18 protein-coding genes and 1 other RNA gene are annotated in these 24,050 nt (G+C 69.9%); 8 read left to right on the forward strand and 11 right to left on the reverse strand.

What is annotated here, in order from left to right; genetic code table 11:
• Positions 1-3 precede the first annotated feature (3 nt).
• Complete coding sequence (locus tag OG917_RS13030; RefSeq protein WP_328317754.1) at positions 4-1,503, forward strand: DUF6571 family protein; 1,500 nt, start codon at positions 4-6, stop codon at positions 1,501-1,503.
• A gap of 189 nt (positions 1,504-1,692) precedes the next feature.
• Complete coding sequence (locus tag OG917_RS13035) at positions 1,693-2,169, forward strand: hypothetical protein (protein ID WP_328317755.1); 477 nt, start codon at positions 1,693-1,695, stop codon at positions 2,167-2,169.
• Positions 2,170-2,241: 72 nt separating this feature from the next.
• On the opposite strand, the gene ssrA is transcribed toward OG917_RS13035, so the two are convergent.
• From ssrA to ftsE, 5 genes are all read right to left on the reverse strand, one after another.
• Positions 2,242-2,630, reverse strand: a transfer-messenger RNA (tmRNA) gene (ssrA, locus tag OG917_RS13040).
• 153 nt (positions 2,631-2,783) lie between these two features.
• Positions 2,784-3,263 (reverse strand): SsrA-binding protein SmpB, encoded by a 480-nt coding sequence (smpB, locus tag OG917_RS13045; RefSeq protein ID WP_266856477.1) that lies wholly within the window; start codon positions 3,261-3,263, stop codon positions 2,784-2,786.
• Between the two features lie 18 nt (positions 3,264-3,281).
• Positions 3,282-4,451, reverse strand: a complete 1,170-nt coding sequence (locus OG917_RS13050; RefSeq protein ID WP_328317756.1) for a S41 family peptidase — start codon at positions 4,449-4,451, stop codon at positions 3,282-3,284.
• Positions 4,452-4,519: 68 nt separating this feature from the next.
• On the reverse strand, positions 4,520-5,440 hold the full coding sequence (gene ftsX / locus OG917_RS13055) for a permease-like cell division protein FtsX (protein WP_327297304.1): 921 nt from the start codon (positions 5,438-5,440) through the stop codon (positions 4,520-4,522).
• A 9-nt stretch (positions 5,441-5,449) separates the two neighbouring features.
• A complete protein-coding gene (ftsE, locus tag OG917_RS13060; protein ID WP_164266073.1) occupies positions 5,450-6,139 on the reverse strand; it encodes a cell division ATP-binding protein FtsE in 690 nt (229 codons plus the stop codon).
• A 246-nt stretch (positions 6,140-6,385) separates the two neighbouring features.
• On the opposite strand from ftsE, the gene OG917_RS13065 reads away from it, so the two are divergent.
• Positions 6,386-6,580 carry a hypothetical protein gene (locus OG917_RS13065; protein ID WP_328317757.1) on the forward strand — a complete coding sequence of 65 codons (195 nt, stop codon included), beginning with the start codon at positions 6,386-6,388 and terminating at the stop codon, positions 6,578-6,580.
• Between the two features lie 86 nt (positions 6,581-6,666).
• Here the strand turns inward: OG917_RS13065 and OG917_RS13070 are convergent, their stop codons facing one another.
• The 4 genes from OG917_RS13070 to OG917_RS13085 form a co-directional block, all read right to left on the reverse strand.
• Positions 6,667-7,542, reverse strand: coding sequence for a hypothetical protein (locus tag OG917_RS13070; RefSeq protein WP_328317758.1), 876 nt, complete (start codon positions 7,540-7,542; stop codon positions 6,667-6,669).
• Between the two features lie 302 nt (positions 7,543-7,844).
• Positions 7,845-8,951, reverse strand: a complete 1,107-nt coding sequence (gene prfB / locus OG917_RS13075; protein ID WP_328317759.1) for a peptide chain release factor 2 — start codon at positions 8,949-8,951, stop codon at positions 7,845-7,847.
• 83 nt (positions 8,952-9,034) lie between these two features.
• Complete coding sequence (locus OG917_RS13080; protein ID WP_328317760.1) at positions 9,035-10,315, reverse strand: serine/threonine-protein kinase; 1,281 nt, start codon at positions 10,313-10,315, stop codon at positions 9,035-9,037.
• A 235-nt stretch (positions 10,316-10,550) separates the two neighbouring features.
• Positions 10,551-12,194 carry a serine/threonine-protein kinase gene (locus tag OG917_RS13085; protein ID WP_328317761.1) on the reverse strand — a complete coding sequence of 548 codons (1,644 nt, stop codon included), beginning with the start codon at positions 12,192-12,194 and terminating at the stop codon, positions 10,551-10,553.
• Positions 12,195-12,676: 482 nt separating this feature from the next.
• Here OG917_RS13085 and OG917_RS13090 point away from each other — a divergent pair, with 482 nt between their 5' ends.
• From OG917_RS13090 to OG917_RS13110, 5 genes are all read left to right on the forward strand, one after another.
• On the forward strand, positions 12,677-16,108 hold the full coding sequence (locus tag OG917_RS13090) for an FtsK/SpoIIIE domain-containing protein (RefSeq protein WP_328317762.1): 3,432 nt from the start codon (positions 12,677-12,679) through the stop codon (positions 16,106-16,108).
• Between the two features lie 154 nt (positions 16,109-16,262).
• Positions 16,263-17,633: an ABC transporter substrate-binding protein gene (locus OG917_RS13095; protein ID WP_328317763.1), complete on the forward strand. Its 1,371-nt coding sequence runs from the start codon at positions 16,263-16,265 to the stop codon at positions 17,631-17,633.
• Between the two features lie 7 nt (positions 17,634-17,640).
• Positions 17,641-18,990, forward strand: a complete 1,350-nt coding sequence (locus OG917_RS13100) for a carbohydrate ABC transporter permease (protein WP_328317764.1) — start codon at positions 17,641-17,643, stop codon at positions 18,988-18,990.
• Positions 18,987-19,913 (forward strand): carbohydrate ABC transporter permease, encoded by a 927-nt coding sequence (locus tag OG917_RS13105; RefSeq protein WP_443058952.1) that lies wholly within the window; start codon positions 18,987-18,989, stop codon positions 19,911-19,913. Before OG917_RS13100 ends, OG917_RS13105 begins: the two co-directional genes overlap by 4 nt.
• Positions 19,914-20,222: 309 nt before the next feature.
• Complete coding sequence (locus tag OG917_RS13110) at positions 20,223-21,020, forward strand: class I SAM-dependent methyltransferase (RefSeq protein WP_328317765.1); 798 nt, start codon at positions 20,223-20,225, stop codon at positions 21,018-21,020.
• Between the two features lie 178 nt (positions 21,021-21,198).
• Here the strand turns inward: OG917_RS13110 and OG917_RS13115 are convergent, their stop codons facing one another.
• The gene (locus OG917_RS13115; RefSeq protein ID WP_328317766.1) at positions 21,199-23,202 is read right to left on the reverse strand and encodes a glycosyltransferase family 2 protein; all 2,004 of its coding nucleotides are present in this window, start codon (positions 23,200-23,202) and stop codon (positions 21,199-21,201) included.
• Positions 23,203-23,406: 204 nt separating this feature from the next.
• Positions 23,407-24,015, reverse strand: coding sequence for a TetR/AcrR family transcriptional regulator (locus OG917_RS13120; protein ID WP_328317767.1), 609 nt, complete (start codon positions 24,013-24,015; stop codon positions 23,407-23,409).
• Positions 24,016-24,050 lie beyond the last annotated feature (35 nt).

Consider the following 24,050-nt stretch of genomic DNA (forward strand, 5'->3'; position numbering starts at 1 on the left):
AAGATGAGTGGACTCAGTGACTCTCCCGCGTACCGTCCGGACTTTGAGCGAAAGGGAGATCTGGACGAGTTACAGAAGAACCTCAGCCTCACAATCGCCCAGGCAACCAACTCCGACACCCCGGCCATGAAGGCCTGGAAGAAGGAAATGGTCGAGATCGGTGACAAACCGATCAGAACGCCGGGTCCCCCTCCGCACGGCGATTCCGGTGGCCCCCATGGGTTTCTCGTCATGAGCAACCTTATGCGGTACGGCGACTACGACGACAAATTCCTTACTGACTACGGGAAGGCCCTCGTCGCAGAGGACAAGCGGGTGCTGGACAAGTCCAAGCAGCTCGGCGGTTCGGGGTGGGGTGGAGGAGGCATCGACGAGGGCACCCTCAACCAACTGGGGAACGACCAGGGATACGACCCGATGACCGGATACATGAAGGCTCTCGCCAACAGCCCGGATGCTGCAACGAAGTTCTTCGCGGCAAAGCATAAGGGAGCCAACGGAAAAACCGAGTCCGACTTCACGTACCTTTTCGAGAACCGCAAGTGGCCGAACGACAGCCAGCATGACAAGGAGAGCGTGACCGGACGCAACTCGATGGCGTGGGCCATTGAAGCAGCCACCACGGGCCATCGCCCAGGCGAAAAAGCGACCGTCGAGGACGTGAAGCACTCCAAGGCGCAGGCCGACCTCTTCACCGACCTCGTCAAGTCGGTTTCAGCAGACCCGGATCGCCTACGCAACTATGCCTTCATGTCGGACAGCTTCGCGAACGCGTCCGCCGAATACATGCCGGATCTGCATCGTAGCTTGGACTCGGATATCGCCAACGGGAACCAACTCTTCCCAACCTCCGGAGTAACGGCAGTAATCCCCACCTACGATGCCGCACGCTTCCTACACGCAGTGGCCCGGAACAAGGAAGGCTACGACACCCTCAACATCTCCCAACATGTCTACGCTGCAGCGCTGATGGAACAGCAAGTAAAGCATCCTGATACCTACCCGGAGAGCACCACAAATACCGTCAACAAGATCTCCTACGACACGGGACTATTCCAAGGGGTTCTAGAGGAGGGGCAACTTTTCCAGGCTAAAAAGGACAACGCCGATGAGTCCGCGCGAGGCGATGCATGGAAGGGGAAAGTCAGCACATGGGGAGGCTCCGTTGTCGGCAGCGCAACGACCATTGCGACGGCACCGTTCACCGGCCCGGCAGGCGTCGTGGCCGGCGGATTGGCCGGAACAGCCGCTGGCGCCGTCTTCAACGGCCTCATCAATGGATTCGGCGATGACGGAGGGGCGGAGGAAAAGCGGCAGGTGTACCAGAATGTGACAAAGAAGGGAGACGCAGAACAATCAGCCATTATAACTTCCCAGAAAGCGGCCAAGGCTGCCACCGGCTCCGAAAATTCTGAATCTCAAGCCGGAGACGAGGCCGGCAAGGGATTTCGTGCTGCTTACAGCCTCGTAGGCCAGAGTAATGCCGACGGTTCTGCCAACTAGTTCGAGAGCGATCAGGTGTCTACTGTGAAAGCGTCCCGCAACCGCAAATTGCTCATCTACAGCTCAGTCGCTGGCACTACTATTGCCTGTATCGGAATGCTCCTTGCCTATCTAGTCGGAGCGTTCGACGGGTCCCGCGACCACATAAGTTCTTCCGACGTCTGCAGCAATGTATCCGACAAAAATGCGGTGGCCGATACTCTCAATTCGAGCCTTCCGCAGGCTGATCACTATCGCTTCAGCGTGACCTCCGACAACACACCGGACTGGTCGTACAACATCAGCTGCATTGTCGACGGCGACAAAAAGGAACTACTTCTACTCACCGCCAAAATAGGTGTTGAGACACCTTGGCGTAAGTGGGAAAAAAACCATGTTCCACCCAGTAGTCACGAGACCACCTACTTCGACGCGGGCATCAAGGGCGTATCGGGGCCTCAACTGGCCGTCATCGATGTCCCCTGCTACGCCCACGAGAGCTCAAGCGGACAGCCTCACAACCTGACCGTCACCGCACTGGCCCGCAAGCCTATGCAGGGCTCGGACAAGCAAATTCGACAGCACTTGATCGACCTGGCCCTCGACTACGCCAAGGCCTCCCATAAAGACGCCAAATGCGACCGCCCCTCGCAGCTTCCTGCCAAGGTGACCGCACCCGGCGAATGAAAGCCGACTGATCCCCATAAAAAAGCTCATGCCCTGCCGGATAATCCGGCAGGGCATGAGCCACACATGGGGTGGTGGAGATGGCGGGAATCGAACCCGCGTCCAACGGTGCAGAATCAGGGCTTCTCCGAGCGCAGTTCGCTGCGATTTTCTCGGCCCCGGAGATCTCGCGAACAAGTCTCCGACAGGCCCAGTCACTGTTTGATTTCCCACTGGTCCCCGTGACCGGGACCAGTGGTTTAGTTCCCTAGATTATGCCAGGATCCGGGTCGGGAACTTCCCCGGGCTGACACCCATTTAGGGTCCTTCAGTCACTGCTTATTAGGCAGCGAGGGCGAAGGACTGGGAATCGCGCTTAGAATTGGCGATTATTGTTTGCGACATATGGTTTACGAGATCATTGCCGCTTCCTCGGCTCGCTTCACCTGCTTCAACAGCCGCTGTCGAAACCGATCATCCCCATGTTGATTTTTCAAGGTGGTACCGCGCCCCGTGGGGTGCAGTGCCATCGTACGTGACCAACGTGCGACGGTGCCACTGTATTCCCGGCAGGTCGCAGTCCCCGGCAGGTCGCAGCCCGCAGACCGGTCAAGGCTCAGGGCCGGTCATCACCGTCAGGCGCGCTGCTTCCTGCGGACCGCCGAGACCGCCCGGTCCGTCTCGCGGCGGTCCTGCTTCTCGCGCAGGGTCTGCCGCTTGTCGTACTCCTTCTTGCCCTTCGCCAGCGCGATCTCGACCTTGGCCCGGCCGTCCTTGAAGTACAGCGCCAGGGGCACGATCGTGTGGCCCGACTCCTGCGCCTTCGACTCCAGCTTGTCGATCTCCATGCGGTGCATCAGAAGCTTCCGCTTCCGGCGCGCGCTGTGGTTGGTCCAGGTGCCCTGGGTGTACTCGGGGACGTGCACGTTGTGCAGCCACGCCTCGTGGTTGTCGATCTGGACGAAGCCGTCGACCAGGGAGGCCCGGCCCATGCGCAGCGACTTCACCTCGGTCCCGGTCAGGACCAGCCCGCACTCGTACGTGTCGAGGATGAGGTAGTCGTGCCGTGCCTTCTTGTGCTGGGCGATCATCTTCCGCCCGGTTTCCTTAGCCATAGTGCGTCCATTTTCGCACTAAGACCCTCCCCCGAGGCCACTCAATACTGTCTCGGCGCTCGACTCCGCCCGATCCCCCGCCGCCACGTCCGGTGTGATGCCCCGCCCGTCGACGCTGCGGCCGGCGGGCGTGCGGTAGTGGCCGACGGTGAGCTCCGCCACCGCGCCGCCCGGCAGCGCGCTCGGCATCTGGACCGAGCCCTTGCCGAAGGTGCGGGAACCGACCGTGACCGCCCGGCCGCGGTCCTGCAGGGCGCCCGTGAGCAGCTCGGCCGCGCTCATCGTGCCGCCGTCGATCAGGACGACCAGCGGCCGGGCCGTATCGCCGCCCCTCCGGGCGTAGAGGGCGTACTGGGCGCCGTGCACGTCGTACGTGGCGACCAGGCCGCCGTCCAGTAACGCGGAGGCCGCCGTGGTGGCCTCCGTGACCAGGCCGCCGCTGTTGCCCCGCAGGTCCAGCAGGATGCCGCTGCCCGCGGGAGCGGCCCGGACGGCCTCGCGCACCCGGGCGCCCGAGCCCTTGGTGAAAGCGGTGACCTTGATCAGGGTCGCCCGGCCCGAGAGCCGCGTCACGGTGACGGGCCGGGTGGTGAGCGTGGCCCGGTGCAGGGTCCGCGTCACCGTGTCGCCGCCGCGCCGTACGCCGACGACCACCGGGGTGCCGGGGACGGACGCGCTGTCGCCTCCGCGCAGCTGCGAGACGACATCGGTGACCGGCCGGGTGCCCACCTGGCGGCCGTCGATCGTACGAAGCAGGTCGCCTGCCCGCAGACCTGCCCGGGCCGCGGGGCCGCCCGGCTGGACCCTGGCCACCTCGATCCGGCCGTCGCGGCTGCGCCGGGCCAGCAGCCCGACGCCGGTGTACCGGCCGTCGAGCGAGGCCTCGAACTGCTCGTAGCCGGTCCGGTCGTAGACGGCGCCCCAGCGGTCGCCGCTGCGGCTGACGACGCCTTCGGCCGCCTCCGTACCCGACTTGCCGTCGGCGACCGCGTCCGATGCCGCCCTGGCCAGTTCGGCGCGGTCGACGGTGGGGGCGGCGGTACGGGGCCGGGCGGGCCGGGGTGTCCGCTCGTCGCCGGGCAGGGAGTTGGTGGCCGCCGCCGTGGCGAGAACGCTCACGAAGACCAAAGCCAGAGCCGCCCCGCGGCGATGGCTGCGGGGCGGCGAAACGAATTCCGGGCCTGACATGGCGACCACTGTAGACCGATGCCCGTGGGCCCTATGGGGCGTTCACCCCATGGCGTACAGGGCGTGTCTCACACCTTCAGGTACTTGCGCAATGCGAAGAGGGCAGCGAGCGCGGGCATCAGCAGACCGATCGCGAGTACGAGCGGCAGCTTCGACAGAACGGCGTCCCATCCGATGAAGTCGATCAGGTTCAGCTTCTCGTGCAGGGCGAGGCCGTGGTCGATCAGGAAGTACCGGCCGACGAGCAGCATCCCGCAGGCCACAAGTCCGCCCAGCAGACCGGCGAACGCGGCCTCCATGATGAACGGCATCTGGATGTAGAAGCTGGACGCGCCGACCAGACGCATGATCCCGGTCTCGCGTCTGCGGCTGAACGCCGACACGCGCACGGTGTTGACGATCAGCATCAGCGCGATCACGAGCATCAGGGCCATCACACAGAGGGCGGCCACATTCATCCCGTTGAGGAGGGCGAAGAGGTTCTCCAGAATGCCGCGCTGGTCCTGGACGGTCATGACGCCGTCCCGGCCGGCGAACGCGGTGGCGATCACCTTGTACTTGGTCGGGTCCTTGAGCTTGACGCGGAACGACGACTGGAGCTGGTCCGGCGTGATGGAGCCCGTCATCGGGGCGCCCTTGAACTCCTGCTGGTAGTGCTTGTACGCCTCGTCGGTGCTCTCGTAACTGACCTTCTGGACAAGGTCGGTCATCTTGTTCAGGTCGGTCTCGATGGACTTCTTCTGTTCCTCGGTCACCGGACCCTTGGCGCACTTCGGGGTGGACTCCACATCACCCTTGGAGCAGAGGAAGATCGAGACGTTGACCTTGTCGTACCAGTAACCCTTCATCGTGTTCACCTGGTCGCGCATGAGCAGCGAGCCACCGAACAGGGCGAGGGACAGGGCGACGGAGACGATGACCGCGAAGGTCATCGTGAGATTGCGGCGGAGACCCACGCCGATCTCCGACAGGACGAACTGGGCGCGCATGGCGTCCTTTCAGTGCTGGTAGCCGTAGACGCCGCGCGACTGGTCGCGTACGAGACGGCCCTTCTCAAGTTCAATGACGCGCTTGCGCATCTGGTCGACGATCTGCTGGTCGTGGGTGGCCATCACCACAGTGGTTCCGGTGCGGTTGATGCGGTCCAGCAGCTTCATGATGCCGACGGAGGTCTGCGGGTCGAGGTTGCCGGTCGGCTCGTCCGCGATCAGCAGCATGGGGCGGTTGACGAAGGCCCGTGCGATGGCGACACGCTGCTGCTCACCACCGGAGAGCTCGCCGGGCATCCGGTCCTCCTTGCCGCCGAGGCCGACCAGGTCGAGCACCTGCGGCACCGCCTTGCGGATCTCCCCGCGCGGCTTGCCGATGACCTCCTGCGCGAACGCGACGTTCTCCGCGACGGTCTTGTTGGGCAGCAGACGGAAGTCCTGGAAGACCGTGCCGAGCTGGCGGCGCATCTGCGGCACTTTCCAGTTCGACAGGCGTGCGAGGTCCTTGCCGAGGACATGCACCATGCCGTGGCTGGTGCGCTCCTCGCGCAGGACGAGCCTCAGAAAAGTCGACTTGCCCGAACCTGAGGAACCCACCAGGAAGACGAACTCCCCCTTCTCGATCTCAAGGGAGACATCCCGCAGGGCGGGGCGATTCTGCTTGGGGTAGGTCTTGGAGACGTTGTCGAATCGGATCACGAGTGCACCACGTCGGCCGGGAATAGGTGTGCGTGACATTACGCGAAGCCGCAGTGCGCCCGCATGCAGCATCCGTCGATGCGTGGTATGTCCGCGTTGGGCCGGGGTACGGACCGGGCGGAATCAGGCGGGGCGCGCCGAAACGCGTGCGAGCTGGCACAGTGGTAGGGGGAACAGTTGCGGTTCGCCGGGCGTTGTCGGGAATGACAGCGCGTGGAACGGCTCCGCCGCATGGGAGGAGTGCGCATGACCTACGACCGATTGGTATGCGCCAATTGCGCGTCTCCAGTGAGCGAGGGCCGCTGCCGTGTCTGCCGGGCCAGCAGGGAGCGCCTCCAGCAGGAAGAGGGCCCCTTCGGCGGACTGAGCCCGGTCGTTCTGATCAGCGCGCTGCTCGTGCTGGTGGCCGCGCTGGCTCTGCTGGCGCACCAGACGATCTGACGTCTTCCTGAGCGCTCCGCTCAGCATGGGGAAGGGCCCCGGGTTCCGATCGGAACCCGGGGCCCTTCCTCGTACGCGCTGAATCCTCAGGCGAGGTTTCCGCCGCGGCCGGCGAGACGCGGCAGCATGCGGAAGCCGATGCCACCGGCGATCATCGTCGCGGCACCGATGATCAGGAACGTGGTCTCACCCGCACCGGTCTCGGCGAGCTCCTGCTTGGGCTTGCCCTGCTCCACCGGCTGCGAGCCGAGGTTGTCGGGCTGGGTGCCGGTGGCGGAACCACCGGTCGTGGAGCTGCCGTTGCTCGTGGAGCCGGAGGTGCCGTGGTGGCCGCCACCGCCGGTCGTGCCGGAGGTGTCACCCCCGGTGGCGTTACCGCCGCTGGTGGAGTCACCGCCCGTGGTGTCGCCACCGGTCGTCGTACCACCCGTGGTGTCACCGCCCGTGGTGTCACCGCCGGTCGTCGGACCGCCCGTGGTGTCACCGCCCGTGGTGTCGCCACCGGTCGTGTCACCGCCCGTCGTCGGACCGCCCGTGGTGTCACCACCGGTCGTGTCACCACCGGTCGTGTCACCGCCGGTCGTGTCACCGCCGGTCGTCGGACCGCCCGTGGTGTCACCGCCGGTCGTGTCACCGCCGGTCGTCGGACCGCCCGTGGTGTCACCGCCGGTCGTGTCACCGCCGGTCGTCGGACCGCCCGTGGTGTCACCGCCGGTCGTGTCACCGCCCGTGGTGGTGCCACCCGTGTCCGTGCAGGTGGGGTCGAGCGGCGAGCAGGGATCGCCGGTCGAGCCGTCGCTGTCGCCGCCGTCGCCCGTCGTCTGTACGGACACCTCGGCGCCCGGAAGCGAGACATTGATACCTGCGGCCTGTGCCGCACCCGCGGCGGTCAGCGAGGCGCCTGCGGCGATCACTGCGCCTGCAGCTATGCGCGCTACGCGAATCCGCGTCTTCTTGGTCATCTGGCTGCTACCCCCAGTAGCTCATCGTCAGTGGTGCAGCGCACGGGGCAGGCAGGCCGTAGGGAGTGTGCAATCCGTCCCCCGATCACACGCGCCCCAGAATTACGCATGCAGCGTGTCACTTTTCCCACTTTTAAGAACCGCGTCAAGGCCGTTGCGGGCGCGATGCCTGAAATGCTGCGACTTGCCCGGCGTACGGGAATACGACTGTGACGCAGTAGGGGAACTGCCGTCTCCAGGACGGCAGTTCCCCTACTGACTATGTCGATAAAGCGCTGGTTCGAGGGCGCGGGAAGGGCGGTCTACTTCTCCTGCTGCTTGCGCCAGCGAATTCCGGCTTCGAGGAAGCCGTCGATCTCACCGTCGAGCACCGCCTGCGGGTTGCCCACTTCGTACTCGGTGCGCAGGTCCTTGACCATCTGGTACGGGTGCAGGACGTACGAACGCATCTGGTTTCCCCAGGAGTTGCCGCCGTCGCCCTTGAGCGAGTCCATCAGCGCCTGCTCCTCCTGACGGCGGCGCTCAAGGAGCTTCGCCTGGAGGACGTTCATGGCGCTGGCCTTGTTCTGGATCTGTGAGCGCTCGTTCTGGCAGGAGACGACGATGCCGGTGGGGATGTGGGTCAGCCGGACCGCCGAGTCGGTGGTGTTGACGCCCTGACCGCCGGGGCCCGAGGCGCGGTAGACGTCCACGCGCAGCTCGGTCTCGTCGATCTCGATGTGGTCGGTCTTCTCCACGACCGGGAGCACCTCGACACCCGCGAAGGAGGTCTGGCGGCGCCCCTGGTTGTCGAAGGGCGAGATACGCACCAGCCGGTGGGTGCCCATCTCGACGGAGAGCGTGCCGTACGCGTACGGCGCCTTCACGACGAAGGTGGTCGACTTGATGCCGGCCTCCTCCGCGTACGACGTCTCGTAGACCTCGGTGCTGTAGCCGTGCCGCTCCGACCAGCGGAGGTACATGCGCTGCAGCTGCTCGGCGAAGTCCGCCGCGTCGACGCCGCCGGCCTCCGCGCGGATGTTGACGAGCGCCTCGCGGGCGTCGTACTCACCGGAGAGGAGGGTGCGGACCTCCATCTCGGCCAGCGCCTTGCGCACGGCCTGGAGCTCCGACTCGGCCTCGGCCAGGGTGTCGGCGTCGTCCTCGGCCTGGGCGAGCTCGAAGAGCACCGCCAGGTCGTCGATCCGCCCACGCAGCGTCGCCGTCTTGCGGACCTCGGCCTGCGCGTGCGAAAGCTTGCTGGTGATCTTCTGCGCCTCTTCGGGGTCGTCCCACAGGGACGGCGCCGCGGCCTGCTCCTCAAGCACGGCGATATCGGCCCTCAGCTTGTCGAGGTCCAGGACGGCCTCGATCGACCCCATGGTCGAGGAGAGGGACTTCAGCTCTTCGGATACATCGACGACTGCCACGCCACCAGCGTAACGGCTTGGAGCGGGGGCGGTCCCCGGCCCTCCGCTCGGGCCGGGGCCGCGGGACGGCAGCGGGCCGGGCCCTACGGTGCGGAGGGCGCCGACCGGTGGCTGTCCTGCGGTGCGGGACCTTCGCTGTCGCCCGACGACGTGGCCAGCCAGCCTCCGACGCCCACCGCGGCCGCGACGACCAGCGCGGCGGCGCCGAGCTTGATGCGCCGCTTGCGCACGGCCTCGGCCGCCGAGCGGTGGCGGGCGGAGCCCGGCTTGCTCGGGGAGCGGGGCGCACGGGCCGTACCCAGCGGGCCGCCCGCCAGCTCGTCGGGGGCCGGGACGCGCATGCTCGTGTGGGTGTCCCGGTTGGAGTCGGCGGAGGAACCGGGCACAAGCGGTACGGCGCCGCGACGGCGGGCCTCGGCAGGCGCCGCCGGCTCGTACGACGTCTCCTCGTACTGCTGCTCCGCCGGTTCCGGGTCGTCGGGCTCGTCCACGTCGAGCGGCGGGATGCCCGCGAGGTGCGGAAGCTGCTCGCGCAGCCGCTGGCCCAGCTCCGACGCGCGCAGCCGGGACGCGGGCGCCTTGGCCAGGCACTGGACGAGCAGCTGCCAGAGGTCGTCGGGGATACCGGGGAGCGGCACCACCGTCTCCGTGACATGGCGGCGCAGAACGGCGCCGGGGTGTCCGCCACCGAAGGGGGTGAAGCCCGCGAGGAGTTCGTACAGGACCGTCGCCAGGGCGTAGATGTCGACGGACGCACGCGGCGGCAGGCCCTCGATGATCTCCGGGGCGAGGTAGTCGGGGGTGCCGATGATCTTCGAAGCCTGGAGGCGGCCCGGTCCTGCGGGACCTGCGGGGAGGGCCCGGCGCGGGGCGTCGATGAGCTTCGCGACGCCGAAGTCCGTGAGCAGCGCCGGGTGGGATCCGCCGGGGCCTAGCGGGCCCTGCATGTCCAGGAGGATGTTCTCGGGCTTGACGTCACGGTGCACGACGCCCGCCGAGTGCGCGGCGGCGAGGCCGTCCGCGATGTCCGCGACGATGGCCACGGCGGCCTCGGGGCTGAGGCGGCGCTCGCGGTCGAGGCGGGTACGCAGATCCGTGCCCCGGACGAGGTCCATCACGAGGGCGAGGTCGTTGCCGTCCACGACCAGATCACGTACGGAGACGACATGCGGGTGGTCGAGGCCGAGCAGCGCGGTGCGCTCCTGCACGAAGCGGCCGACGAGTTCCTGGTCGGCCGCGAGGTCCTCACGCAGCAGCTTGACGGCGACAGGTCCCGAAGGCCCCTCGCCCAGCCATACCGTGCCCGCGCTCCCGCGCCCCAGGATCTGGTGCGCGGTGTACCGGCTGCCGATCTTCCGTGCCAAGACTGCTCCCTCAGCGGCTGGCGCTGTGCCGTGCCCGGGGCGGTGTCCCTGGACAGGCGCAGGGCTCCGGGCGGTCCCCGGCTCCCAAAATACGCGGGCGTCGGGGTGTTCAGTGCCCCGGATGGCAGGAACCCTCACTTCTGCGGGGGTAATTCATTCCGCGGAAGTCGACATGTATACACACCGGTCGGCCGGGTGCGGTGCGCTGCCCGCCCCGGCCGTCCCGCGCGGGCTGTCAGTTCCCGCCCGATCCGTTTCCGCCCGATCCGCCGAGACCTTCCACGAAGTCACGGACCGAGCCGACGCCGTCGGAGATCTCCGAGATGAAGCTCTTGGAGGTACCGATCCACTCCTGCAGCGGGGTCAGTTCCCAGATGAGCCAGGAACCCACGAAGAGGATCACGACCATGACCAGGCAGCCCTTGAGGCAGCCGAGGCCGGGGATCTTCACAGGGTTGGCGCTGCGCTGCCTCGGCGGCCGGGGCTCGCGCTGAGCGGGCGCCGGGGGCTGCTGCGGCGGCGCGTACTGCTGCTCCGGGCGCTGCTGTTGCCGGCGCTGCGGCGCGTACTGCTGCGGCTGTTGCTGTTGCTGTTGCTGGGGGGCGTACTGCTGGGGCGGCTGCTGCGGGTACTGCTGCTGACGGCGCTGCGGCCGCTGCGGACGGTGGCGCAGCGGGTCCTGCTCCGGCGCGAGGTACTGCACCTGGGTCTGCTCGTTGCGGTCGCGGGCCGCACTGAGCTGGCTCTGCCAGGGGTGCGGCTGCTCGGGCTGGCCGGGCGAGCGGCCCGGCACCGGCGGCAGCACAGCGGTCGGGTCGGCGGCGCCCGGTCCGCCCGGTCCGCCCGGGCCCGCGGCACCCGTCGGCAGCACGCTGGTCTGCGCGGCGGGGTCGTAGGCACCGGCGTTGTTCGGCAGTACCTGGGTGGGGTCGGCGGCTCCGGCCGTCCCTGGCACCTCGGCGGGCGCGGGGTCCGGCGCGAGCAGCGCGCCCACTCCGAGGGCGGCGGCGACCTGTGCGGGCGTCGCGTGGACACCGATCCCACCGGCGACGGTGCGCAGCCCGCGGGCCAGGTTCTCCGCGCTGGGGCGGCGGTCCGGGTCCTTGCTGAGACAGCGCTCTATGACCGTCCACAGCGCCTCGGGGACGGTGGTGGGCCTGCGCGGGTCCTCGTTGAGGTGCCGCTGGAGGACTTCGAGGGCCGTGCCGCCCGCGAACGGGGGCCGCCCGGTGACCAGTTCGTACAGCAGGATGCCCGCACCGTAGATGTCGACCGCTGATGTCTGCGGACGGCCCTCGGCGGACTCCGGTGCGACGTAGGCGGGAGTGCCGACGAATTCGTGGGTACGGGTCAGGCCCGGCGAATCCGCGAGGCGGGCGATGCCGAAGTCGGTGAGCATCGGGTGCATCTGACCGTCGGCGTCCTGCTTGACCAGCACGTTCGCGGGCTTCAGGTCGCGGTGGACGACACCGTCGGCGTGGCTGGCCGCGAGCGCGTCGGCGATCTGCGCGGTGAGCAGCGCGGCGGCCACCGGGCTGAACGGCCCGTTCTCCCGCAGATAGCGGTGCAGGTCCGGGCCCTCGATCAGGTCCATCACGAGCGCGAGGAGATCGCCCTCGACGACGAGGTCCCTGGTCCGCACGATGTTGGGGTGGGTCAGCCGCAGCAGGACGGAGCGCTCCCGCAGGAACCGCATCACCACGTCCGGGTCGCCGGCCAGCTCCTCCTTGAGGACCTTGATGGCCACCGTCTCGCCGGGCTGACCGGCGACGGCCGCCTCGGCGCCCGCGGTCTCCCGCTGGCTGGCACGCCAGACGGTGCCCGTGGCGCCGCGTCCCAGCGGCTCCTCGAGCAGGTACTTGCTGCCTACGGGCCGCACGTCATGCGCTCCCTGTGATCGTCGTCCCTTGCCTGGTCCACCGGCCCCCCGCCCGGATGTCCGCCCCACTCTAGTGCCGCCCGCGTGGGCACCGGCCGACGATCTTGCGCAGCCGCTTCCGCTGGGTCCGGCGGGGGTGACGGTGGGTGCTCCGGTTGACGTCCGGAGCAGGTGGGGGCCGTGTTCCAGCTGTGTTCGAAGGGAAGACGCGAACACCGCCCTGTTGGTTGCCGCGACGCCCCCGCCGGCGCCTCCTGGCAGGTCAGGGCCGATCCCAACCAGGCACTTTTGGGCCCAGAGCCGACCATTCAAGATCACTCGGCCGTGACCGCCGGGCGTGTTGTCAGTGGCAGATGCGAGGATGCCTCCAGCACGGAGTTGTGGGGTCGGGAGTCCCCTGGATCCGTGTTGACCTGCCGGGTGGGGGAGATCACAGGGCGGCTCCTGCCAGGCACCCTCCGCAGAAGGGACCGCTGACGGCTATGCAGATCCGGCTGACCGTCCTCGCGCCGCGAAGCGGCCGATCCGCGTCCGGGACGCGCTCCTGCGACGTGCTCGTCACCGCCCCCGCCGGGGCGGCGCTGGCCACGGTCGCTTCCGGCCTCGCCACGGCAGCAGCCGGTCCGGACGGCTCCGGCTCCGGCAGCGTGGTGCTGTACGCGGGCGGGCACCGCCTCGACCTGCAGCGCTCCGCGCTCGGTGAGCCTCCCCTGGTGGACGGAGCGGTGCTCTCGCTCCAGGTGCCGGCCGAGGAGGACGACCGGGGCGACGGCTCCACCACCCAGCTCCATGTGGTCGCGGGGCCGGACGCGGGCGGTGTCCATCTGCTGCACGGCGGCCGGATCAGCGTCGGCCGTTCGGCGGGCGCCGACGTTCCGCTGGACGACCCGGACGTCTCGCGGCTGCACTGCACGGTCACGGTGGAGCAGGACGGCCGGGTGACGGTCGCCGACCTCGGCTCGACGAACGGCACGACGCTGGACGGATCCGGCGTCGGCGACGCCCCGGTCCGCATGACGCCTGGCTCCCTGCTCCGGGTCGGCGAGTCCGCGCTGCGGATCACCACGGCGGGCGGTGGGACGCGGAGCGACCGGCCGGTGGCCGTCCCGGACGGCGAGGGCCATCTGCGGGTCGTGCGCGACGGGCCGGGCCAGGACACCGGCAGTGGCGCAGCGGCCGCTCAGGAAGCGGCAGCCGGATACGGGCCGGGGGCTGCGCGGGCTCAGGGCGGCGGTGCCGGCGCGGGCCGCCCGCCCGGCGAGCCCGGATACGGGTTCGTGCCCGCACAGGCCACCGGCCCCGATGGCGCCCGCCCGGCCGGTACCGGTGCGATTCCCGCTTCCCGTCCGGGCTCCGGCTCACCGCAGGCGTCCTCCTCTCCCGCCGAGACCCGGATACCCGAACAGTCCGGCGGGCCGGGCGCGCGGAGCGCCGGCGCCCAGCAGCCGCACGACCCCTACAGCAACCTCTACGACGAGGCCGCGGCGGCCTACGCCCAGGACCCCGGGTTCACCCCCCGGGGCCGCCAGGGCACGCCACCGCGTGGCACCAGAGTGCGGCCCGACCGGGCGCCGGAGGCCCATGAGCGGACGCCGGACGGCGGCCTCGACAGCGGGCGTGCCCGTTCCGGCGGCCCCTCCGACGGCAGCGATACGCGTGACGGGGCCCGGCGGGAGACCGACGAGACGTCCGGCCCGGACGACGGCGCGCGCAGGCGGGGCGGCATAGGGGCCTGGGCGAGGCGGCTGGCAGGCAGCAGGCCCGATGCCGTACGCGACAGCCCGCCGGCGCAGTCCGCGGGCCCGTCCGAGCTCCCCGCGGGCCCGGCGGCCGGCGTGCCCGGCGCGGACACCTGGCCCGATCCGGCCGCGCTGCTGCTGACCGCGCTCGGCCCGGGGCCGCGGCTCTGGGAGCGGGCACCCGACCACAGCGAGGCGCTCGTCATCCGGCTCGGCACGGCCGACAGGACCGGCCCGGGCGGGGCCGGTGTGGTGCCCGCGGTGCCGGTGACCGTCTCGCTGCGCGAGGCGGGGTCGCTCGGTCTCGCGGGTCCCCGCGAGCGCCTGGCGGGCCTGGCCCGCTCGGCGGTCGCGCAGCTCGCCGCGCTGCATCCCCCGGCGGACCTGGAGATCGTGCTGATCAGCACGGACCGGGCGCGCTCCCTGGAGGCGCGCAGGGGCGACTGGGGCTGGCTCGGCTGGCTGCCCCACGTCCGGCCCGCCCACGGTCAGGACTGCCGGCTCCTGCTGGCGTACGACAAGGACCAGGCGACCGCCCGCACCGCCGAGCTGGTGCGGCGCCTGGACGACAGCCCGCTCGGCACCGGCTGGGCCTCGGCCGAACCGGGGGCCGTCTCTGCGGCGGCCGAACGGTACGACGGCCCCTGCACCGTGCTGATCGTGGACGGCGATCCCGGTTCGGCCACCCTGCGCGAGACCACCGCGCGGCTGGCATCGGCGGGCGCCGCCTGCGGGGTCCACGTCCTCTGTCTCGCCGAGACAGCGCCGGCCTCCCCCTCCTCCCCGCTCGAAACGACCTACGAGGCTGCCTGCGCCGCCTCGCTCGCCTTCCGCGAGTGCGGCGCCGCCGCCCTGCTGAGCGGCGACGTGGCCACCGCACTGCGGCTGCTGCGCACGGCGCGCGGGATCCGTCCGGCGACCGGCGGCGGGCAGTCCGCGAGCCGCGGCACGTTCGCCGTGGTCGACGCGGTGTCGGCGGCCTGGGCCGAGCGGTTCGCCCGGGCTCTGGCACCCCTGCGGGCCGACGCGTCAGCGGCCGGTACCCCGGCACGGCAGGCCGCGGCGCTGCCCGCTTCGTCCCGGCTGCTCGACGAGCTGGGGCTGGCCCGTGCCACCCCCGCGTCCCTGATGGCCCGCTGGGCGGCAGCGGCGGAGACGACCGCGGTGCTCGGCGCCGGACCGCGTGGCCCCGTCACCGTGGACCTGGCCACCGAAGGGCCGCATCTGCTGATCGAGGGGCCGGCGGGCAGTGGCCGTACGGAGCTGCTGCGCGCCACAGCGGCATCGCTGGCCGCGGCTGCCCGGCCGGACCGGCTCGGGCTGATCCTGGTCGACGGCGCGGGCGGCGAGCGCGGCGAGGGCCTTCGGCCCTGCACCGAGCTGCCGCACGCCTCCACACATCTGGTGGCGTCCGACCCGGTCCGGATGCGGGAGTTCGCACAGGCGCTCGGCGGCGAGCTGAAGCGCAGGGCCGAGCTGCTGGGCTCGGGTACCTTCGCCGACTGGCACAGGACCCGGGAGGTGGCGGAGCGGCTGGTCGGCCGGCGCCAGCCCGGACCGGCCGAGCAGAGCGGCGACATCGAGTCACCGACCAGCGGCACCCTGCGGCTGCGCCCGGCCGGGGCACGCACGGACCCGATGCCCGGCCCGACACCGCTCCCCCGGCTCGTCGTGATCGTCGACGACTTCGACGCGCTGGTCGCACCGGCGCTCGGCAGCCCCGGCCGCCCCACCGCCGGTTCGGTCGTCCGCGCGCTGGAGGCGGTGGCCAGGGAGGGTGAGCGGCTCGGTGTCCACCTGATCGCCGCTTCGGCCCGGCCGGACCGTACGGCCGACACGGAGCTTGCGAGGGTCAGCAGACTGCGGGTGGTGCTCGACGCGCCTCCGACCTCGCCCGCGCCGGACGCCCCGTCGCCCGGCCGGGGCAGGCTCGGGCGCCCGGACCGCGGGGTGACGCCCTTCCAGGGCGGCCGGGTGACCGGTCGCATCCCGCGCACGGCGACGCTGCGCCCCACGGTCGTCCCGCTGGAATGGGAGCGGATGGGAGACCCGCCGGCCCGCCGACCCGTCCGTGAACTCGGCAACGGGCCAACGGACTTGGCCTTGCTGGCCAGCGCCCTGGAGCGGGCAGCCCGCTCGGTGGACGCGATGTCCATACCCTCCCTGAATGTCTGACGTAACGTCACGGGCCCATCACGATAAGGCAGTTGGATCAAGGTCCGGTATTGCGGCCCCGCAGTGACCCGGCGTAGGACTGTGCTCACGGGACAACGGCGTCGCCGATGTCATGGGCGCGCCGACCGCACGCGCATGGGAGAGGTCGGGGCAGATGCGCACAACAGGCACAGCTCTACGTTCACGCAGGACCGTTCTGGCCGTGGTGGCCGCGGGCTCGCTCGTCCTCGCCGCGGGATGCGGCAGTGACGGCAAGAAGGACAGCGGGAGCGACAAGCCGGCGGGGAAGAGCAGCGCGTCCGGGGTCGCGCTGCCCAGGCTGAGCGGTACGAAGCTGGAGGTGGCCGCCGTCTGGACCGGCCCCGAGCAGGCGAACTTCATCAAGGTGCTGAAGGAGTTCGAGAAGCGGACGGGAGCGTCGGTCACGTTCGTGCCCGCGCAGGACCCGATCGTCAACTTCCTCGGCACGAAGATCGCGGGTGGCGCCCCGCCGGACGTGGCGATGATGCCGCAGGTCGGTGCGATCACCCAGGCCGTCGCCAAGAAGTGGGCCAAGCCGGTGGGCCCGGACGCGCGGGCGCAGCTGGACAAGAACTACTCGCAGGTCTGGAAGGATCTCGGCGCCGTCGGCGGCAAGCAGTACGGCGTGTATTTCAAGGCCGCCAACAAGTCCCTGGTCTGGTACAACGCCAAGGCGCTGCAGAACGCGGGAGCGAGCGAGCCCAAGACCTGGCCGGACTTCCTCAAGACCGCGGAGACCGTTTCCGCCTCGGGTGTCACCCCGGTATCGGTCGGGGGCGCGGACGGCTGGACCCTGACCGACTGGTTCGAGAACGTCTATCTCTCCCAGGCGGGCCCGGAGAAGTACGACCAGCTCGCCCAGCACAAGATCAAGTGGACGGACCCTTCGGTGAAGGCCGCGCTGACCTCGCTCGCGCAGCTCTTCGGCAAGCCGTCCCTCATCTCGGGCGGCGCCGACGGCGCGCTCCAGACCGAGTTCCCCGCATCGGTCACCCAGACCTTCACCGGCGGCGACCAGCCCAAGGGCGCGATGGTCTTCGAGGGCGACTTCGCCCAGACCAACATCGCGCAGACCAAGGCGAAGGTGGGCACCGACGCGAAGGTCTTCCCGTTCCCCGCGGTGGGCGCCAAGGCTCCGGTGGTGACCGGCGGCGACGCCGCGGTGATCCTCAAGGACTCGAAGGGTGCGCAGGCGCTCCTGACGTGGCTCGCCTCCACGGACGCCGCGAAGATCGCCGCTCAGTCGGGTGGCTTCGTCTCCCCCAACAAGGGGCTGGATCTGTCGGCCTACCCCAATGACGTGCAGCGGACCATCGCCAAGGCACTCGTCGCTGCGGGCAACGACATCCGCTTCGACATGTCGGACCAGGCACCGCAGTCCTTCGGCGGCACGCCGGGCAAGGGTGAGTGGAAGGACCTCCAGGACTTCCTGAAGAACCCGAAGGACATCGCAGGGGCCCAGCAGAAGCTGGAGTCCGACGCGGCCAAGGCGTACAAGAACTGATGCCGCGATGACCTCCGCTGTCGCGGGGGACGTGCTCAAGGGCCCGTCCCCCGCCGGAAAGCCGCACAAGAGCGTGACAGGCACACGTAAGGTCCTGGCGGCAGGATTCCTGCTGCCGGCCCTGGTGCTGCTCGGCGCGCTCGTGGTCTACCCGATCGGGTACTCGGTCTACCGGTCCCTCTTCGACCAGGCAGGCTCCAGCTTCATCGGCATCGACAACTACAAGACCCTCTTCACCGACGACTCGATCCGCACCGCGATCAAGAACACCGCGATCTGGGTCGTCGTCGCGCCGACCGTGGCGACGGTGCTCGGCCTGATCTTCGCCGTCCTCACCGAACGGGTCCGCTGGGGGACGGCGTTCAAGCTGGTCGTCTTCATGCCGATGGCCATCTCGATGCTGGCGGCCGGCATCATCTTCCGGCTGGTGTACGAGCAGGATCCGGGGCGGGGTGTGGCCAACGCCGTCTGGGTGGGCGTGCACGACACCTTCGCCGATTCGGCGGGCTATCCGGGCGCGCATCCGCTGCCGGTCGCCCCGCTGAAGCCCGGCGGGGGCGGCTCGTTCCTCACCCGGCAGCCGGTGCACGCGGGCACCCCGGTCCGGCTGCCGCTCGTCGGCGTCCTGCCGGCGAAGATGCCGTCGGCGGCGGAACCCGCGGTCGCGCCGAAGGCCGCGGCCGGCTCGGTGACCGGTACGGCCTGGCTGGATTTCACCCTGGGCGGGGGCGGCCGGCCGAACGTCATCGACCCGCGGGAACTGGGCCTCAAGGGGGTCACGGTCGAGGCGGTCAAGGGCGGCAAGGTGGTGGCGAGCGCCAAGGCCGCGCCGGACGGGACCTTCACCCTGCCCGCAGCGGCGGACGGGGCGCTGCTGCGGCTCCCCGACTCGAACTTCCGCGAGCCGTACAACGGCGTCGACTGGCTCGGTCCGACGCTCGTCACCCCGTCCATCATCGGCAGTTACGTCTGGATGTGGGCCGGCTTCGCCATGGTCCTGATCGCGGCGGGGCTTGCCGGGCTCCCCCGTGAACTGCTCGAACAGGCCCGGGTGGACGGGGCCAGTGAGTGGCAGGTCTTCCGGCGGATCACCATCCCGCTGCTCGCCCCGGTCCTCGCGGTGGTGCTGGTCACCCTGATGATCAACGTCCTGAAGATCTTCGACCTGGTCTTCATCGTGGCGCCGGGCTCCTCGCAGGACGACGCGAACGTACTGGCCCTCCAGCTCTACCGCTCCTCGTTCGGCACGGACGCCGATCTGGGGACCGGCAGCGCCATCGCCGTCCTGCTGCTGCTCCTGGTCGTCCCCATCATGCTCGTCAACATCCGCAGGATGCGGAAGGAGGGGCGCCGATGACCACCGAAGCCCAGGTGCCCGCACCCCGCGTGCCCGGCGAGCGGCTGCCCGCAGCCTCGGCGGCGGCGAAGAGGGAACCGCTGGCCGCCAGGATCGCCGCCCGCGCTGGCGGCACGGCGATGCGGGTCTTCCTCGTCCTGGTCGGCCTGTTCTGGCTGATGCCGACGGTGGGCCTGCTGCTCTCCTCGCTGCGCGGCTCGTCCGACATCGCGGCGTCCGGCTGGTGGAAGGTCTTCACCGCGCCCTCGCAGCTGACCTTCGACAACTACTCCAGGATCCTCGACAACAAGGTCATCACCGACTCCCTGCTCAGCACGGTCATGATCACGGTCCCGGCGACCGTCCTGGTGGTGGTCATCGGCTCACTCGCCGCGTACGCCTTCGCCTGGATGGACTTCCCCGGCCGCGACTGGTGGTTCCTGGTCGTGGTCGGCCTGCTGGTCGTGCCGGTCCAGGTGGCCCTGATCCCGGTCTCGAAGCTGTTCGGCGAGATCGGGCTCTTCGAGACCACGGCGGGGGTGGTCCTCTTCCATGTGGCGTTCGGGCTGCCCTTCGCCATCTTCCTGCTGCGCAACTTCTTCGCGGAGATCCCGCGGGAGCTCCTGGAAGCGGCGCGACTGGACGGCGCCGGGGAGATCCGGCTGTTCACCCGGGTCGTCATGCCGCTCGGCGGCCCGGCCATCGCCTCACTGGGGATCTTCCAGTTCCTGTGGGTGTGGAACGACATGCTGGTCGCCCTGGTCTTCGCGGACTCCAAGCACCCGCCGATCACGGTGGCGCTCCAGCAGCAGGTCAGGCAGTTCGGCAACAACATCGACGTGCTGGCACCCGGTGCGTTCATCTCGATGGTGATCCCGCTGGCGGTCTTCTTCGCATTCCAGCGGCAGTTCGTCAACGGCGTCATGGCGGGCGCCGTGAAGTAGGCAGCCCGCCGGCGGTGCACCCGGGAGGCGGGGCCGGGCGGGTCCGCTCCCCGGAGGTACGGGGCGGGCCCGCCCCTTCCGTGCGCCGGGGGGGCGGGACGAGGCCACGTGGCAGGCCGGGGCAGCGCAAGGCAGGGCAGCGCAGGACAGCGCAGCGCAGGGCACGGCGGAACGGGGCGGGCGTCTGCCCGAAAGGGTGGTTCGGGCGACCTGGGACGCGCTCCGGCGCAACCGCCTCATGACACCTTCGTTAAGCCCGACATGGCCTTTTGATCACGATGTGCCATCCCCCCACGTGAGAGAGTCCCCATGCACAGGCACGAATTCCTCCAGCGGCTGCACGCGGTGCTGAAGCCGCGGACCTATCTGGAGATCGGGACGAACGACGGGCGCAGCCTCGCCCTCTCCCGCGTTCCCAGCATCGCGGTCGACCCGGCCCCGAAGATCCGGACCCGGCTCCACTGCGACCTGCAGCTGGTGACGTCGACCAGCGACACGTTCTTCTCCGGACGGCAGCCGATGGGGCATCTGATGAGCTGCCGCAATCCGCTGCGCAACGTCCGCAAGGGCCGCCCGCTGCTGGGCGCGTACACCGGCTCCAACCAGGTCGATCTGGCGTTCATCGACGGGATGCACCTGTTCGAGTACGCGCTGCGCGACTTCATCAACACCGAGCGGTTCGGCGGCTGGTCGAGCGTGGTGGTCCTGGACGACATGCTGCCGCGCAACCAGGCGGAGGCGGTCCGCGAGCGGGTCACGCCGTCGGGGCCGTGGACCGGGGACGTCTACAAGTTCATCCCGGTGGTGGCCAGGCACCGGCCGGATCTCATCACCGTCCAGGTCGACACCCAGCCCACCGGCGTCTTCCTGGTCTTCGGTCTGGACCCGTCGAACACCGTCCTCAAGGACGCGTACGACGCCATCGTCCAGGAGTGGGTGACGCCGGACCCCCAGAAGGTCCCGGAGGCACTGCTCGAACGAGTGGAGGCCGTCGAGCCGGAGGCCCTGCTCGGCTCACGGATCTGGCCGGCGCTGGCGCGCAGGCGGGGCCGCACCGCAGGTCTGCGGACGGTACGCGGCGAGCTCACGGCGCTGCGCGGCTACTGATCACCCGACGGCGACAGGACAGCGACGGCCGCGTCGTACGAGGGGGCGTGGAGGATCCCCTCCGCGCCCCTCCGTACGACATCCGCCTCAGCACCGCCCCGCCACACCAAGCACCTCAGGGCCGGATACCCCGGCGTACGCCCCCGGCGACGTCCCGTCACCCCGCTGCCACCCGCCCCTACCTCGACGCAGCCAGCCGCCGTACCTTGCGCACGGCCCGCCCCAGCACGCTGCGCCGGAGCTTCCGCATCAGCCGGGCCCGCTTGCGCACCAGGCTCTCGCGCGGCCGGCGGAGCGTCAGCTCACCGGAGGATCCGGAGGCGACGAGCACCAGGGGAAGCGGCGTGCGCGCCGCACCGTCGCCGCCGGCGCTCACCGCCATTTCCCATGTGCCTGCGGGCAGTTGCCCGGCGGGCCGCTCGACACAGAGGACCGTTCCGGCGCGCCCCCTGGACGCGGTGAGCGTCGCGGCCGTACGTACGGTGTCCCCGGCTCCCTTGCGCTCGGTGAGGTGGAGCGCGGCCGGTACCCCGTCAACGGCCTCGGTGTGCAGCGGGAGCAGCATCTCCAGCAACAGCGGCTCGTCCATCACCCGGGTCTCCCGGACCCCGACCTTCCGGTACTCCCTGCCGAGCACACCGGTCGTCGCACCGACGTCGAGCGAGAGGTTGCCGTGCGACGCGGTCCAGTACGGGACGACGACCTGCGCCGGTTCGCCCACCAGGGCCGCCTGCCGTCCTGCCGTGACCGCATCGCTCCGTACCGATCCGAGCCGGACGTTCTTGTTCCATCCGCTCTGATGGACGCGGACCAGGACGTCCCAGACTCCGGCGCCGAGCGGTGCGCCCCCGGCCGCCACGCCGGGGGTGACGGCCGCGGTCCCCCGCAGCACCAGCCGGAACTGGGCGGGCCCGGGGCCGTCCACGCGCTCCCTGGTGAATTCGACCGGCTGGTAGAACTCGGCGGCGCTCGACCGCTCCCGCAGGACGAGTTCGGCCTTGGCACGGCCGGTGGCCGCCAGCGGGCTCACTCCGAGCTGGGCGAGTACGTCGGGGCTGTTCAGGCCGTCGGGCAGGCCGATCAGCTCCTCGCCGCCCTCCTTGACGAAGTGGACCGGCTCGTCGCCGGCCCGCAGCCCGGCGGTGAAGGCCAGCTTCAGCGTGCCGTCCTCCCAGGCGAGCCCGGTGAGTTCGGCATGGGCGGCGATGCCGCTCTCCCAGCGGGCGAAGAGCTCGACGTCCTGGTAGCGGTCCGCCTTGATGAGCGCGCCCACGAGCTGCTGCGTGGGCAGCAGGGAGGCGGAGACCCCGGGGCCGAACCGCTCCACGGCGATCTTGTGCATCTCCTGGAACATGTCCTGGCGGTAGCCGTCGTCCGGTGTGGCCAGCAGCCGGGCGCCGCGCATCCGCTCGATCATCTCGTTGCGGAACCAGCGGCGGTACAGCTTGTCGCGCAGGGGCCCCGGTTCGGTGTACTTCTCCACGACGTCGAGGGCCTCGCCGAGGTTGCGGAAGTAGCCCACCGGCTCGATGCGCCGGAAACCGGCGTTGGAGGCATCGTCCCGCTTGACGTGGTAGTAGCAGACGTAGTCGCTGAGAACGGCGACGCTCTTCGCCCGGAGATACGCCTCCGCGACGAAGACATGGTCCTCCAGACGGCGGCGCCCCTCCAGGAAGCGCAGTCCCGTCTCGTCCAGGAAGGACCTGCGGAACATCTTGTGGGGGGTGAGACTGTCGATCAGCGGGGCGTTCCTGACCGTGGCGCGCGGCCGGTTGACACGGAAGAGCTCACGCGGGACGGGTCGCCCCTTGCCGGCCATCTTGCCCACGACGACATCGGCGGCGTTCTTGACGCCGTAGTCGTACATCCGCTCCAGCGCCTCGTCGCCCAGCCAGTCGTCGTTGTCGACGAACATCACGAACTCGCCCTGCGCGGCGGCGATCCCGACGTTCCGGGGCTTGCCGGACCAGCCGGAGTTCTCCTGGTGGACGACGTGCACGAGGGGGTGTTCCGCTGCGAGCCGGTCCAGCCGCTCGCCGGTGCCGTCGGTGGACCCGTCGTCCACGAAGATCGCTTCGTACGCGTCGTCAGGGAGGCTCTGCCTCAGCAGCGAAGCGATGCAGTCCTCGATGTAGGGCCCCGGATTGTAGACCGGGATGATCACGCTGACTCTGATGGTCATGCTGTGCACTCGTTTCCCACTGCTCTGCGCCGGTGATCTCTCGTTGCGGGTGCACAGTACTATCGCCGGGGGCCTCCGCCGCATCCGGTCGGTCTGTCGTGTCCCGGGCGAATCTGCCGGTTTTCCCGCTGCTCAGTGGCTTCGCGGCGGGGGTCCGAGCGGCCCCTGGGTGCCCGCCCCGTCACGCCTTGGGCGCATCGGCTGTCACGCCTTGAGCGCAGCCACCGCCGCCGCCGCGAGTCCGTCCAGATACCCCTTGGGCAGGCCGTCCCTGACCACGGCGAGCCGCCAGTAGAGCGGCCCCACGATCAGTTCGAGCGCCCGTGCCGGATCGGCGTCGGCGGGCAGCTCACCACGGGCCACCGCGTCGCGGACCACCGCGGCGGCGACGCCCTTCTGGTTGTCGAGCAGCGCCGCCTTGATCGCGTCCGCGATCTCCGGCTGGCGTGCCGCCTCGACCAGCAGATCCGGGATGACCTGGGAGGCGACCGGGTGACGCAGCGCGGTCGACGCCACGGCGAGCAGGGCGCGTACATCGCCGTACAGCGAACCGGTCGCGGGTGCGGGCAGGCCCTGCGCGGCGAACGCCGTGACCAGGTCGAGGACCAGGTACAGCTTCGACTTCCAGCGGCGGTAGACGGCGGTCTTGCCGACGCCGGCCCGGCGGGCGATGGCTTCGATCGACATCCGCGCGTACCCGACCGCCGCGAGCTCCTCGAAGACAGCGGCGCGGATGGCCTCCGTCACGTCCTCGCGGAGCACGGCGGCTCCGGCGGGGGCCCGGCGGGTCGTGCGGGGATCAGGGGATGCCATGGGGAGAAGTTTACCTATTCGTCGCGACGAGACGG

Origin of the sequence: Streptomyces sp. NBC_00388 (assembly GCF_036061255.1) — a bacterium.
In the GTDB taxonomy this organism is placed as follows: Bacteria; Actinomycetota; Actinomycetes; order Streptomycetales; family Streptomycetaceae; genus Streptomyces.